Genomic DNA, 12631 nt, shown 5'->3' on the forward strand with positions numbered 1-12631 from the left:
AACCATGCTCGATGGAAACACGCCCCGGCAAGCCCCAGCGGGGCTTGCTTCCTTCCTGGCTCCTATTCAACACCACCTCGACCGGCCAGATGTTATTGAGCTGTGCATCAACCGGCCCCAAGAGCTTTTCATAGAAACCTATGAGGGCTGGAAGGTCGAACAGATCGACGCGCTCACCTTCGCGCACCTGAACAGCTTTGCCACCACTGCGGCGACCTTCACCAAACAAACCATCAGCGCGACAAAACCTATCCTGTCCGGCACACTGCCCGGCGGGGAGCGGATCCAGATTGTCATTCCTCCGGCAGTTCCGGATGGCACTGTCAGCATCACGATCCGGAAGCCAGCTGAGCGCACGTTCACCCTGGACGACTACGAACAGTCGGGCATGTTCGATGAAATTCTGACCGAAACCAATTCGCTGTCCGAGGTCGACCAAAAGCTGCTTGAACTCCATGCCGCAAAATCCTGGAAAGAATTTCTGCGGTGCGCGGTGCTGAACAAGAAAAACATTCTGGTGTCCGGATCGACCGGCTCCGGCAAGACCACCTTCTCAAAAGCTCTGATCCCTGTAATTCCAGAGCACGAACGCATCATCACGATTGAGGACACTGTGGAGCTGGTCATTCCCCAGCCAAACAATGTGCGCTTGATCTATTCGAAGGACGGCCAGGGCCAGGCGAAGCTCTCCGCCCGTCAGCTTCTTGAAAGCTCCCTGCGGATGCGTCCTGATCGGATCTTCCTGCAGGAGCTGCGGGACGCTGAGGCGTTCTATTACCTACGCAATGTCAACACCGGACATTCCGGCTCGATCACCACCATTCACGCGGATTCGGCCATGCTGGCTTTTGAACAGCTCGCCTTGCTGGTGAAGGAAAGTGACGCGGGGCGCGATCTGAAGCGAGCTGAAATCAAGGAAATGCTTTTCCAGATGGTCGATGTGGTTGTGCAGGTAAAGCGCGGTAACGGCCGGTATCGCATCACGGAAATCTACTTTGACCCACGCCGGAAATTTGAAGGTGCAACGTCATGATACTTGAAAAATGGCCTGACCTATCGCCAGCGGCCAAGGGCTCATTCCTTGGCTTCTGCGCACTCCTTTCAATCGGTGGCGGCTTGGCTCTGTCTGGCTTCGTTCTCAGCCGAAGTTTGAACCTCTCGTTTGACCCGATTCAGGATCTCTTTCTATGGCCCAGAATTGCCCTCTCTGACTACTCGGGGGCCGAGGTGTCAAAATGGGTCAAACTCTCCGGCTACGCAGGACTGGCACCCGCCCTGTTCATTGTTCTGGCGTTCCTGATGAACAAGCCAAAACAGGATCTGCACGGCAAGGCTCGCTTTGCTGAGGATCGGGACATTAAGGCCGCGGGCTTGCGGTCCAAAAATGGGCTGATTGCCGGGTTCACCGGCCCCCTGCCCTCCCGGAACTACGGCAAACCCGTGGACAAGCTGGGCCGCCACATTGAGGAAGGTGGAGCTGTCAAGATTGCGGCCACCGGCCACCTGACCACAAAGAACCTGCTAACCTATGGCGGGCCTGAGCATATGTTTCTGTATGCCCCCACGCGCTCAGGTAAAGGTGTCGGTGTCGTGGTTCCAAACTTGCTGAACTGGCCCGGGTCGGCCGTGATCCTCGACATTAAAAAAGAGAACTGGACGCTGACGGCCGGGTTCCGCAAAAGCGGCGGCCAGGACGTTTATCTCTTCGATCCGCTAGAGCCTACTGGCAAAACCCACCGCTGGAACCCCCTGTCAACGGTTCGCCGCGGCGGTGACTTCCAGATTGAAGATCTGCAGCGGCTGGCCGATCTCTTCATTCCAGTGCAGTCAAAAGACCCGTTCTTTGATCGAGCTGCACAAACCGCGTTCGTCGGCGTCGGCGGTTATCTCGCAGAAACCCCGGAGCTCCCGTTCACCTTGGGCGAAATCTTCCGGCAGCTCACCTTGAGCGGCAATGTCGTTGAGACTTTCCGGAAGCGGATCGCGGACAGGAAGGCTGAAAACCGCCCCCTGTCGTGGCAGACAGAAGCCGCATTGACCGACTTTATCTCCAAGTCTGAAAACACCTTCGAGAGCGTCAAATCCACCATCACGGCCAACCTGGGCTTGTTCGCAAACCCCATGCTCGACCGGGCCACGTCGGAATCTGACTTCAATTTCGCGGACCTGAGAAAGCGGCGCATGTCGATCTACGTCGGCATCACCCCCAACAACCTCGGGCGCCTGGGACCACTGCTGAACCTGTTCTTTCAGTCCTGTGTTGACGCCAACATGCAGGAACTTCCGGAAAACAATCCGGAGCTGAAGCACAAAGTTCTGCTGTGCATGGACGAATTTGCCGCCGTTGGAGAACTGCCGTCCTTCAAGCGCGGCATCGGTTACTTCGCCGGCTACGGCCTGAAGGTTCTGACGATCATTCAGACGCCCGCTCAGCTTTCCGACATTTACGGCGCGGATGGCGCAGCGGCGTACATGGACAACGCGGGTGTCGAGGTCGTGTTCACGCCGAAAAGCCTGAAGGAAGCGCGCAATCTGTCTGAACGGTTCGGCACCTTGGCTATGGAAAGCAAAAGCGAATCCAAGTCGAAGCACCTGGCGCACAGCAAAGGCACCACAGTCAGCACCAGCGAGCAAAAACGCTCCCTGATGATGCCCCAGGAGCTGCTGGCAATGGATCAGTCCAAAGCCCTTGTGATCATCGCGGGACAACCGCCTGTCATGGCGAACAAGCTGCGCTTCTATGCCGAAGAAGTTTTCTTGGAGCGCTCTAAGATTGCTCCGCCCGACATACCGTCGATCGCTCCAAACCCGCTCGATGACAAGGTTTCGCGGGTCGAAGCGGAAAACAAGGAGCTGCGCAAAGAACAGGCCGAAACCCGCGAAGAACTTGCAGCGCTGCGGGAAGAAATGGCTCGGATCACAGTCCTGGCAGCGCACCGCGACGAGAATGTTGCGAACGGCCAGCCAGCCAGCGTTGAAATGACCACCGAGGAAATTGAAGACCCCGGCAAGATCATGCCGGAACGGCTGAAACTGGATCATTCGAGCGCGAGGGAAAAGCTCGCTGCGCTCAAGAAATCCGGAAAGCTAGCATCGCCAGAAGGGACCAAGGAGCTGCTTTCGTCGCTTGGCGTCGATCTCCCCAGCCCCGAAGTTGCATAGATTGAGAGGTAATTATGGCTGAGACACAGAACCAGGTTAATCAGGGCTTTGAGCTGTCCTATGCCCTTTCCGACGAAAAGGCCCGCTATTCGACGGCCGCCGAAGCCGGGAAAGCTTTTGCGGAGGCTAACGGGGAGCTTGCGCCCATGGTGGTAGAGGCCAGCGATAAAGGCGCGCGCACCTTGGCAAGCAGTCGCCGCAACGGCGATGAGCATTCCAAACTGGCTCCGTCCCTCGAAATGGTGAAAGCCGACAATGGGAGCGAAACTGACCTGCAGTTCTGGAAAGCATATCACGACCGGATCGCGGAGAAGGACATAACCGCCCATGGCCAGGCACGGGAAGGTAGTGATCAAAAATCACAGGCTGAGACGCCGGATTTGTTTGACGATGCCCCTGTTACCCTGAAAGAGCCTCAGGAACCGCGACCGGCCAAAGAGCAAATCAGAGAAAGCAGCGAGCCGGGAAAAGAGGCTCCGCCTGCAATGACGCCGGTTCTCGACAATGCTCCTGAAGGAACCGCGGAGCCAGCGGCACCGCAACCGGCAAAAACGGACGATGAACGCTTTGCGATGCCAAAGAGCTTTGAAGAGCGGTTCATTCTGACACGCGAGACCAACCGGCAAGAGTTGTTCCACTCCTATGACGACAAACGGCCAGCGATTTCGGATCGCGGCGACAGCCTGCACACCAAAAACGCGGACCGCAGCACGGCCATGGATATGATCGAGCTGGCTGCGCATCGAGGCTGGGCGTCCATGAAGGTGAAAGGTCCGGAAGAGTTCCGCCGGGAAATGTGGATTGAGGGAACCGCACAGGGCATCGAGGTCAAAGGCTACAGGCCAAATGACAAAGACCGGGCCGAAGCCGAACGCCGGGCTGAGTTGATTGGCGAACGTGTCATTGAACGCACAGACAATGGCAAATCCTCTCCCGGCCGACAATCCGATGCGACCGCCCAGGCTGAGCCCCAGACAAAAGGCCAGTCAAACGTCATTCAGATGATCGACTACAAAAAGGGCTTAGAGGGGAAAATCACAGACACCGGCACAGCACCTTACCGGGACCGGGAAGGTGCATCCCCTACGCCATATGTGTCCCTAGAGCTGGCGGACGGCCGCTCTCACAAGCTTTGGGGTGTTGGCCTTCCTGATATGCTCGACAAGCACCAGCTCAAGGTCGGAGATAAGGCTACAATCTACGACGACGGACAAAAGGCCGTCACGGTCACGGAACGCGACGCCAAGACCGGTGAGGAACGCCAGAAAGACACCTTCAGGCGGGAATGGGGCGCTCGCGATATTGAACGCCAGGAGCAAGTCAGAAACCGCGTTGAACCCGTCCAGAAGCGAGACGAGCCAGTAATTGAGAGTGCCGGTTCACATGAAATCAAAAAGGAGGCTGCCAACATGGCGAAGAATCCGGACGCTGAAAGCGGAACCAAGCACCAGCAAGAGCAGCAGCGGCATTCTGACCGCCTGGAGGAACGGCTGAATCAGAAAGAAGCTGCCCGCGATCCGCAGCTGCGCGGAGCTGCAAGCACACTGGCTCTGATCGAAGCGGAAATGCGGGCTGCTGGGGTATCGGACAAAGACCGGGCAACCGTCCGGGAAATGGCGTCCCACGAACTTGCAAACGGGATCCGCGCTGGCCGTCAGTACGATGTTCAGCGGCTTCCGAATGTGAGTGCGAAACAGCAAGCCGCTGTGAAAGCTCTCACCTCGGGGGACGTCTCAAAAATCATTGAGCAAGCTCGGGTAAGAGGCCCGGCCAGCCCGGATACATCTAGCAAACGCGCGGGCCAGTCCCAGGAACAGCCGCGAGAAAGAACCCAGCAACAGGACCGCAGCCGGGAACGGTAATTTTCAAAAAGGAAGGTAGAAAATGAGGAACAAAATCTTGGGATTTGGGCTTGCCGCCTTGACCGCAGCTTGCTCTGTCAACGAGCCAAAGGCAGCGCCGAACATCACCACCGCGACGGTTTCCGGCCAGGCATATGATGTTTTCCATGATCCCTATGACCCGGATCACGCCATTATCTTCGGCAAACGGCCACTCAACCCGTTTTCCTTACCCAAAGAGGAAATCATTGCAGCCGCAACGCCCTGCGTTCTGGATCGCAATTCCATCATTGCGCTGAAAGCAACGGATATGAAGCACCCTACCCGGCCGGAACTGGAAAACTTGGGATGGGTGCCCGTAGACTGCTCAGCTTCCTCAACGTAGATCCTGACGCCTCAGCCTAGCGTTCTCTTGACGGCCCGCGCGACTGCTCGGGCCGTTTTTCGTCCTCGTCTCGCTCTCTCACGCGACCTCGACCTTCGGGCTGTTTCTGACCGGCCCCAGAAATCTTCTCGGAGCGCTCCACAGGCGCGCTGAGCGCCATAGCGCCCCGTTCCGTGGTAACGTCCGTCAATCGCCCAGAGAACGCGGCTACGGCCCGCCCTAGCGCCCTGTCCTCGGGATCGTGCGATTCAGCTAGCAAGGCCGCCGCCGCGCTGTACGTTCTCATGACCCGGTTCCGACGCTCGACAATGGCCCCGTCCCAAGGACGGCTTGGCATACGGCCACCGTTCTCCTGAAGATCACGCCGCACCTCTCGCTGCTTCGCCTTGTCCACATACGGGGTCTTTCCCCGCTGGCGCATCTTGTAGACCGGCGTTCGCTCCCCCTTCCGGGTGACACCGCGGGCATGGCGCGGCGTAGACTCGGCCTCTATACCGCGCTGCCGCAGTTTCTCCGCGAAAACATCCCGCAGGTGCTGAAGATCAGCTTTGCGAAGGTTCAGTTTAACCCCGTCGTTGCCGACAGTCCGGACCGTCAAATGAACATGCGGGTGTTTGGTATCTGTGTGCAGAGCCATCGCATAGTCATGGCGTCCTCCGAACTCTTTTTCGGCCAAGGCCCTTACAGCGTCCTTTACAGCCGTCGCGTTCGTGTTTCCCGGCATCGAAAAGACGATGCTGGTCGTGATCCTTGTGCGGTCGGTTGCATCGCCATTGCCCCTATCCTCGTCATGACGCTTCATCCAGTCATGATACAAGGCGGCAGTTGCAGCCTTCCCCGTAAGGATCGCACCGTCACTCGTTTCAATGTCGAGCTTCCCGTTCCTGCTGATGTAGTCGAGATGCGCGCGTACCCTGATACCCTCGGTGCGACGGTTCACGACAATGGTATTACCGCTTTTGTCCACCTTCGCAGGCTTTGACACCTTCACCATGACTTCCGGCGTTTTATTGACGACACGCGCAAGACGGGCCTTATCAGCGGCGCTAATTGTCGTAGCCTGCCTGGCTGTCCCTTGTTCGGGATGTTCTTTGCCTTTGGGGCTGGGCTTTCCCCCCGTCGAAAAATACCCGGACGCAGGCGACTTGACGGAACCGGAACGCGCGGGGGGCGCCCAGCAATCTTGAAACCCAAGCTCTGTCTTGAAATTACTCATGGGTCAAATCGTCCCCAAGCTGAAATTTCAGTCGGCCAGCAGCATATTGCCTCAACAGGTCCCGAAGGCTTGCGACCGAGTTTCGCAGCTCCTGCAGCTCATTGCGCGTAGGGGCGTAGTTGCTGCCGGTAAAAACGCCTCGGTTCATAGCCGTTGCTATCTGGTTCAGGTTCGTTGCAGCACCGCGAAGCTGACGAAACCCCCAGCGGATATGTCGCCTTTCCCCCTGAACAGGCTGGGGCGCGGACAAGGCACGGGCTGTCAAAATTCGGGCTGCCCAGGTTGAGGGCGGAACCCCCTGTCCCTTGGCCTCTCGCTCGATCTGCGCACGAACGCTCGCTTCCAGCCGCACGGTCAGCTTGCCCTCCCTGCGCACCTGGCTCGGCTTGCTGCTGGGAACCTCAGCGTCCCCGGAAACAGTCTCAACCAATTGTCTAAGAAACTCCGAAGGGGTCAAACCGTGCTCGGCAGCAACCGCTTCAAAGCGGGCTTTGCTGTCGGGTGACACACGGCTTTTGACGACTTCGGATTTCTGAGGCATGATAATTTGTGTCCCAATGCTGGCGCTTAGCCTATCCTGCATTAGTCTCCCCTTCAACCGTTTGTGTTGTCCGGGACAACATTTTGGGATTCTCGCCCTTTGCGCTTCGCGCCCGCATTCAAGAATGCGGCGGGGCTGTCTGCCCCGGACCCCGAGGATATTTTGCGAAGGTGACGGGCTGAGAAACCGCCCTATCTGAAACCGTGATCTGTGCAGGACGCGCGGATCCCCGCACCCTCGATGCCAGAGCTTTCCAGACCGCTCCCGGACGGGGCGAGGGGCGGGCCTTGCAGGCGGCGAGCTGACCGCGCCCACACAAAGCGAAGGGAAGCGAGCCGACTTGTGGGAAGGTCAGGCATCGAAAGCCGCCCAGGGCGGCTGCGGGGGCTGTCTGCCCCCGGCGCGCTTCGCGCGCTCCCCCGAGGATATTTCAAGAAGGTGATTGGCTGCAGGCGCGCACCTGGTCGGCCGCGGACACCCGCAAAAGAAAAGGGGCGGCTATTTCTAGCGCGCCCCCATCATCATTCAGCAGCCAGGTCAGTTGAACAGGGTAAGTGTTCGTCCCTCTGGGGTCAGCTTGAACAGAGCGCTATCGAACAAGTAGGAAATCCCGCTCCACGCAAAATAGCTGGCAACCATGATAGCGGACGCAGCGACGCGCGCCCAAATCGGCGCGTCGGCATCAATCTGTTCGTTCCCTGTGCCGGTGAAAATCACGACGACACTCACAACGGCCGCCCCTAGCGAAATGAACATGAAAACGCGCACGACGAACTGAAACGGTCGCCGGATCAACAAGAGGGCATTCCAAGTCATAAATCGTAGAGCGGCCATTTTTCTCACCTCAAAGCTCGATCACCTCAAACAGCACAATATCTGTCAGAGCTACCTCTTCAATACGTTCACCGTTTTCAAAGCTCACCATCAGGGCTTTGTTCGACTTCGCCTTTCGGTCGGTCAAGATCCGGCCAATCTGATCGCCTTGCTGGCACAGGATTGCAACCTGGCCGTTTGACGACCGCTTTCCGCCCTGAGCATCGCTCTGCGGATTTCCACCGGACAGGGCAGACAGCCCAGCTGCGAGGTTGGGCTTTTTGTCCTCGGCAGGAGCTTCCTGAGGCGGCGCATCTGACGGCGGCACCCCCTGCCCCGCCTCGACCTCCGCTCGCAAGCCGGCCACTGTGACGCGATTGATTTCTTCCGGCGGAGTTTCAGAAACAAATCTGCGAGCTGCCTGCTCGTCCTTCTTCCATAGTGAATTAAGGTCAGAAAGAGCGCGCACAGGCACGTTGTTTCTTGCAAGTTCCTGAAGTTCATCAGGCATCGCGATAACGCCAAAAAATTGCGATACCTGCGCCTGCCCCCAACCAAGATCCGCCGCAATCTGGGAGCGTTTCTTCCCGTCTTTACGCATTTGCTCCACAGCCAAGGCGATTTCCATCGTGGTCAGATCATCCCGCTGAATGTTCTCAGTCAGCTGGATCGCGCGCAGGTCCGCGGTCGCCTCACGAATGAGGACTGGAACGCTGCTCAGTCCGGCCATCCTGGCTGCGCGCCAGCGCCGTTCGCCCATGATAATAATGTACCGCCCGTCCTGGTTCTTTGGCTGGACAGTGATGGGTTGCAAAACACCACGAATAGCAATGTTTGCGCTGAGGGACGCCAGCTTGTCCGGATCGAAATGGCGGCGCGGCTGCTCGGGGTCGGGTTCGATCAGCTCAATGTCAATTGTCAGGGGTTCGCCGCCGCCGACGGGCTTCTGGCTTTGCAGCCCTTCCAGTTTGCCCGCCGCCCTTAGCTTATCCAGCGTGCTTGTCATGTTCCTTGCCATATCACTTCCCCTCGCCAAGCTTATCGTACAGCCAGTCAAAAAATTGGCCGAACTCTTCTTGGGCATCCTTGCCGCTTTTTGTTTTCACTTCGGCCAGCGGAACGCCCTCTTCCTGCGCCACGACATAGGCAGTGCGGTTGCGAATTGCATATGGGACACAGAGGTCTCCTACAGCTTCCGCCACTTGGACCATGGCGTCTCGCTCAATCTGTTTCACGGCATCAAAGCGCGAAGGCAGGATGCCCAGGAGCTGCAGTTTCGGGTTCACGCCCTGCGCGGCGTACAACGCCTCAAGAACACCCTCGATGCCATCAACTGAGTATTTTTTCAGCTCTATCGGAACCAGCAGATAGTCGGCCGCAATGAGCGCACCATAAACCGCCTCGCCAAAATTTGGAGGAGTATCCACCACGCAGAAATCTGCACCGCTACTGCCAACCAGTCCGGCCTGCACATTTGCCATCACGTCATCAGCGTTTTGCGATTGCAAGTCCTTGTGGCCGGTTACGACGCCAATCTCTCCGCTCTCCAGATCAGCTTTCACGCCCTCGCCGCGTGTCACCAGGTCAAGCGCATTGCCAAGCGTCTTCGCCCCTTCGAAGGAAGCCGAGAAATTCCTTTGGCTATCGAGGTCCACACCCAAAACGGAATGTCCGCGCTCCGAAAGGGAATAGACGATCTGGCTGGCGATGGTGGTCTTGCCCACGCCACCCTTATTGTTCGCTACGACTATCGTTTTCATTATCTTCTGCTCCTGCCTCATCAGGGTTGATTCCATATGCTCTCAGCGCTGCATCTACGATTTCGTACATGAAGATATTTTCGCGATGCGCTTTCTCTTTGAGGGCTTCGTGCATGTCGTCATACATCCTCATGCCCACTGTTGTTGTTCTCCGCTTAGCCATGCTCTCTCCCGAAAATTTATAGCTATATAGCTAGCTACATAGCGGGCGGAACTCAAGAAAATGTTGTCCGGGACAACACCTTGCGCAACCCTGGATTGAAATTGTTGTCCGGGACAACATTTTCCCCGCATTTTCGACGTCAGTAAGCACGGGTCAGAACCTCCAAAGCCCCCGAAGGTTGACCAAGAGGCTTGCACGAAACCTCCTGTTTTCGGATTGCTGCAAGGTCGAAACTGCTCAAGAACTCCTGGGCTCCCACGGCACATTCCGCGCGGCTACCGACAACCGCAGTAAATTTTGCAGGCTCCGCATCTGCCGCCGCCCCAATCACCGTCACCACTAGCAAGAATTTCAAACCCGCCTCCGCTACATATGATTTAATATTAGTTTGCATGTCAAAAGTGATCAATCCAAAAAACGATACTCTAAGAAGTTTTTGGACAAAAATCACTTTCAGTTTGAACTCTGATTTCGGGCCGCGCAAGCGGCCCCCGGCGCGAATGCGCCAGTCCGGCCGGGTCAGGGCTTAAGCCCTGATCTGGCGGGACACCAAAAGGCAAAAAGAAACCCCGCCGAAGCGGGGCAAGTTGGTTTCTTCACCACAAAGAAAATTCTGACTAGCTGACTCGGCAGGGCCTAGCCACTGGTGGCTCGGACACAAGGTCAGAACTCCGCGCCACCTGGATCATTGTTTGCAAAGGATCAGCCGCGCCGAAACCTTATGATTTTGGTGTGAACCTTTGCCGTAGAAAAAGTGTCGTTTGGCAGGACTTCCAATTCCTCGGCGTCGTCATGGCTGAAGGTTATGGGAACCAAGGCCACCAGCGTTGCAGGTTCATCGTGCCCGCCCTGGCCCAGAAGAGAAAGAGCCGCGGCGATGTGCTTCCGGACGTCTCGAAAAGGCGGGTTCATTATGATGCGAGGAAACTCGGCCCGGCCTTTCACGTCGCCCGCATACTCCAGAAAGCAGCGGTTGATTGTCGGTGCGATGCCGTAAAGCGATGCGGCAAGTTTGGTGTGCCGCTCGATCAGCGTCAGCTCCTGGGAACTATGCCCCGAAGCGATGAGGGCGCGCGCCAGCTGGCCGGTTCCTGCGCTTGGCTCAAGCGTCAGATAATCCCCCATAGGGCCGAGGTATTCCACCATCCGGCGCGCTACGTCGTCGGGTGTAACGTGGCATTCGGTCACTTTGTCCACGGTGATCACCTCGGGGGCCTTGATCTTCGCCAGGGCTTCGGGTTCCCGTCGCGCCCTGACCGGAATGGTCAGGGGCTTTTGCGGGCGGGTGTAAATGCTCGGGCGGTTCACTGTGCCGCCTCCATATCTGCGAAGCTGGCGGGGGCCTCGTGCTGCTTCTGGTCAGTGATCAGGATTGCAGCCCAGCCAGCCGAATAACGCGGCCCCTCGTGTTTCGGGTTTGGAGCAATCCGAACCCGGAAGTTGCCGCAAATCGAAAGGCGGGTTCCACGCTGCTCGCTGTGGATTTTTGCATATTCCGCCTTGGTCAGCTCGACCTGAGGTAAAATCATCTCCTCACGGCGATAAGGGTTCACCACAGAAATCTTCCCGCTGGCGGCCTTAATATTCAGGATCGGCGGCTTTGCCGGTTTCTTGGCCGGGGGGACGTAGCCGCAAGATTGCATCAGGTCACGCCATTCATCGCCGGACAGCTCAACGCTTGTGCCTTGCGCGATGTGAGCGGGCAGGGGGGCCTTGCATTCGACGGTGAAGAGATCGCTATCCACTTTAGCTCCCTTCGGTTTGTCGGCCCCATGCTCGCGAACGAACATTTGCAGGAGCGTCGGAGTAATCTCACCCTCAAATCGCGGTACCTCCCCCAGCATTTCCCGCTCATAGGAAAGGCGGTTGAGGGTGTGGGAGATCCAGCGCGCCAGGTTGTCGCTTTCGATGATCGAGCGCGCCCCAGCCATGGCCTTTTCCCGTGCCTCTTGCGGGGTCATGTCGCCGCGCTCCACCGCCGAATAAAGGTTGAATGAATACATTTCACTGCGGCCCAGGGCCATGCGGATCAGGTTATCCGTTGTCAGCTTTTCCCAGTTTTCAAGGGCCTTGTGCGCGCCGTTCAAGCGGCGCTGAAAGTCGCGCAGTTCAGCCAAAAGTGTTTTAATACGACGCGCCCGCACCTTGGGGTCGTTTTTCATGTTGGCGAAGCGCTCGACGCCCTCCGCGCGATAGTGCCAGTAACCGATTGCCTTGTGCGCCCTGACTGCTTTGTCCATGGCGTTGTGCATCCGCTCTTGCGTCTTGCGGGCCTTGCGCTCGGAATGATGCCCCACAAGGATAGGCTGGCCGAATTCGAAGGCACGGGAAAGCTCGTCAGCAGCGCGGGAATAGGCGGAGGACTCGGCCGCGCGTTTGTCTGCAAGGGCGTCCAGCCGGGCGGCTTTCGCCTGCGCGCGCTCGGCAACGGTCATTTCTTCCGGTTCGATCTCGCCTGCCAGTTCAAGGGCCAGATCCTCACGCTTGCAGGACCACTTGGGAGCGACGAAAAGCTCCTGTTTCGGCGCCCATTTGAAACCGGCGTCCTTTACCCGCTGAAAGGTTTCATCATCCAGCCGGGCGGACGGGTAAAGGCGGATTTTATTGTCTTCGGGCGAATAGGTTGCTGTGATCATTGTTGTTTTCCTCTTGTGGTGAAAGGTGGGCCGTTGCGGCCTCTCCCTATGACTTGATATTAGTTGCGTAGTTATCCCTAAGCAACGGATATATTTGCATTTTCCGAGGATTGT

At 57.5% G+C, this 12631-nt stretch carries 13 protein-coding genes; 4 read left to right on the plus strand and 9 right to left on the minus strand.

The genetic code is table 11. From position 1 onward, the window contains the following. The first annotated feature begins 4 nt into the window (after nucleotides 1-4). Genes virB11 through O4H53_RS24575 form a run of 4 tightly spaced genes read left to right on the plus strand, consistent with a single transcriptional unit; the run spans nucleotide 5 to nucleotide 5388 of the window. Nucleotides 5-1033, plus strand: a complete 1029-nt coding sequence (virB11, locus tag O4H53_RS24560; protein ID WP_259966433.1) for a P-type DNA transfer ATPase VirB11 — start codon at nucleotides 5-7, stop codon at nucleotides 1031-1033. Beyond that, the gene (locus tag O4H53_RS24565) at nucleotides 1030-3162 is read left to right on the plus strand and encodes a type IV secretory system conjugative DNA transfer family protein (RefSeq protein ID WP_269367605.1); all 2133 of its coding nucleotides are present in this window, start codon (nucleotides 1030-1032) and stop codon (nucleotides 3160-3162) included. The genes virB11 and O4H53_RS24565 overlap by 4 nt, the downstream gene beginning before the upstream one ends. Before the next feature lie 14 nt (nucleotides 3163-3176). Beyond that, the gene (locus O4H53_RS24570) at nucleotides 3177-5024 is read left to right on the plus strand and encodes an LPD7 domain-containing protein (RefSeq protein WP_269367606.1); all 1848 of its coding nucleotides are present in this window, start codon (nucleotides 3177-3179) and stop codon (nucleotides 5022-5024) included. A gap of 22 nt (nucleotides 5025-5046) precedes the next feature. Further along, the gene (locus O4H53_RS24575) at nucleotides 5047-5388 is read left to right on the plus strand and encodes a hypothetical protein (protein WP_269367607.1); all 342 of its coding nucleotides are present in this window, start codon (nucleotides 5047-5049) and stop codon (nucleotides 5386-5388) included. A 16-nt stretch (nucleotides 5389-5404) separates the two neighbouring features. Here O4H53_RS24575 and O4H53_RS24580 read toward each other — a convergent pair whose 3' ends face one another. The 9 genes from O4H53_RS24580 to O4H53_RS24620 form a co-directional block, all read right to left on the minus strand. Then, nucleotides 5405-6604, minus strand: coding sequence for a relaxase/mobilization nuclease domain-containing protein (locus tag O4H53_RS24580; RefSeq protein WP_269367608.1), 1200 nt, complete (start codon nucleotides 6602-6604; stop codon nucleotides 5405-5407). Beyond that, entirely contained in the window at nucleotides 6597-7145 is a 549-nt protein-coding gene (mobC, locus tag O4H53_RS24585; protein ID WP_269367609.1) for a plasmid mobilization relaxosome protein MobC, read from the minus strand. The genes O4H53_RS24580 and mobC overlap by 8 nt, the downstream gene beginning before the upstream one ends. Before the next feature lie 537 nt (nucleotides 7146-7682). Beyond that, nucleotides 7683-7979 (minus strand): hypothetical protein, encoded by a 297-nt coding sequence (locus O4H53_RS24590; RefSeq protein ID WP_269367610.1) that lies wholly within the window; start codon nucleotides 7977-7979, stop codon nucleotides 7683-7685. Between the two features lie 10 nt (nucleotides 7980-7989). Then, nucleotides 7990-8964: a ParB/RepB/Spo0J family partition protein gene (locus O4H53_RS24595; protein ID WP_269367611.1), complete on the minus strand. Its 975-nt coding sequence runs from the start codon at nucleotides 8962-8964 to the stop codon at nucleotides 7990-7992. A gap of 13 nt (nucleotides 8965-8977) precedes the next feature. After that, nucleotides 8978-9718 carry a ParA family protein gene (locus O4H53_RS24600; RefSeq protein ID WP_269367612.1) on the minus strand — a complete coding sequence of 247 codons (741 nt, stop codon included), beginning with the start codon at nucleotides 9716-9718 and terminating at the stop codon, nucleotides 8978-8980. Beyond that, nucleotides 9690-9845 carry a hypothetical protein gene (locus O4H53_RS24605; protein WP_269367613.1) on the minus strand — a complete coding sequence of 52 codons (156 nt, stop codon included), beginning with the start codon at nucleotides 9843-9845 and terminating at the stop codon, nucleotides 9690-9692. Before O4H53_RS24605 ends, O4H53_RS24600 begins: the two co-directional genes overlap by 29 nt. A 175-nt stretch (nucleotides 9846-10020) precedes the next feature. Further along, entirely contained in the window at nucleotides 10021-10365 is a 345-nt protein-coding gene (locus O4H53_RS24610) for a hypothetical protein (RefSeq protein WP_269367614.1), read from the minus strand. Nucleotides 10366-10583: 218 nt separating this feature from the next. Next, on the minus strand, nucleotides 10584-11189 hold the full coding sequence (locus O4H53_RS24615; protein ID WP_269367615.1) for a hypothetical protein: 606 nt from the start codon (nucleotides 11187-11189) through the stop codon (nucleotides 10584-10586). Next, nucleotides 11186-12517 carry a DUF3560 domain-containing protein gene (locus tag O4H53_RS24620; RefSeq protein ID WP_269367616.1) on the minus strand — a complete coding sequence of 444 codons (1332 nt, stop codon included), beginning with the start codon at nucleotides 12515-12517 and terminating at the stop codon, nucleotides 11186-11188. The genes O4H53_RS24615 and O4H53_RS24620 overlap by 4 nt, the downstream gene beginning before the upstream one ends. Nucleotides 12518-12631 lie beyond the last annotated feature (114 nt).

It is taken from the genome of Sulfitobacter sp. G21635-S1 (assembly GCF_027213915.1).
In the GTDB taxonomy this organism is placed as follows: Bacteria; Pseudomonadota; Alphaproteobacteria; order Rhodobacterales; family Rhodobacteraceae; genus Sulfitobacter.

Coding starts and splice junctions, on each gene's coding strand:
- O4H53_RS24570 (WP_269367606.1), top strand. CDS start 3,177: ATGGCTGAGACACAGAACCAGGTTAATCAGGGCTTTGAGCTGTCCTAT.
- virB11 (WP_259966433.1), top strand. CDS start 5: ATGCTCGATGGAAACACGCCCCGGCAAGCCCCAGCGGGGCTTGCTTCC.
- O4H53_RS24590 (WP_269367610.1), bottom strand. CDS start 7,979: ATGGCCGCTCTACGATTTATGACTTGGAATGCCCTCTTGTTGATCCGG.
- O4H53_RS24575 (WP_269367607.1), top strand. CDS start 5,047: ATGAGGAACAAAATCTTGGGATTTGGGCTTGCCGCCTTGACCGCAGCT.
- O4H53_RS24605 (WP_269367613.1), bottom strand. CDS start 9,845: ATGTATGACGACATGCACGAAGCCCTCAAAGAGAAAGCGCATCGCGAA.
- O4H53_RS24565 (WP_269367605.1), top strand. CDS start 1,030: ATGATACTTGAAAAATGGCCTGACCTATCGCCAGCGGCCAAGGGCTCA.
- O4H53_RS24595 (WP_269367611.1), bottom strand. CDS start 8,964: ATGACAAGCACGCTGGATAAGCTAAGGGCGGCGGGCAAACTGGAAGGG.
- O4H53_RS24620 (WP_269367616.1), bottom strand. CDS start 12,517: ATGATCACAGCAACCTATTCGCCCGAAGACAATAAAATCCGCCTTTAC.
- O4H53_RS24600 (WP_269367612.1), bottom strand. CDS start 9,718: ATGAAAACGATAGTCGTAGCGAACAATAAGGGTGGCGTGGGCAAGACC.
- O4H53_RS24580 (WP_269367608.1), bottom strand. CDS start 6,604: ATGAGTAATTTCAAGACAGAGCTTGGGTTTCAAGATTGCTGGGCGCCC.
- mobC (WP_269367609.1), bottom strand. CDS start 7,145: ATGCCTCAGAAATCCGAAGTCGTCAAAAGCCGTGTGTCACCCGACAGC.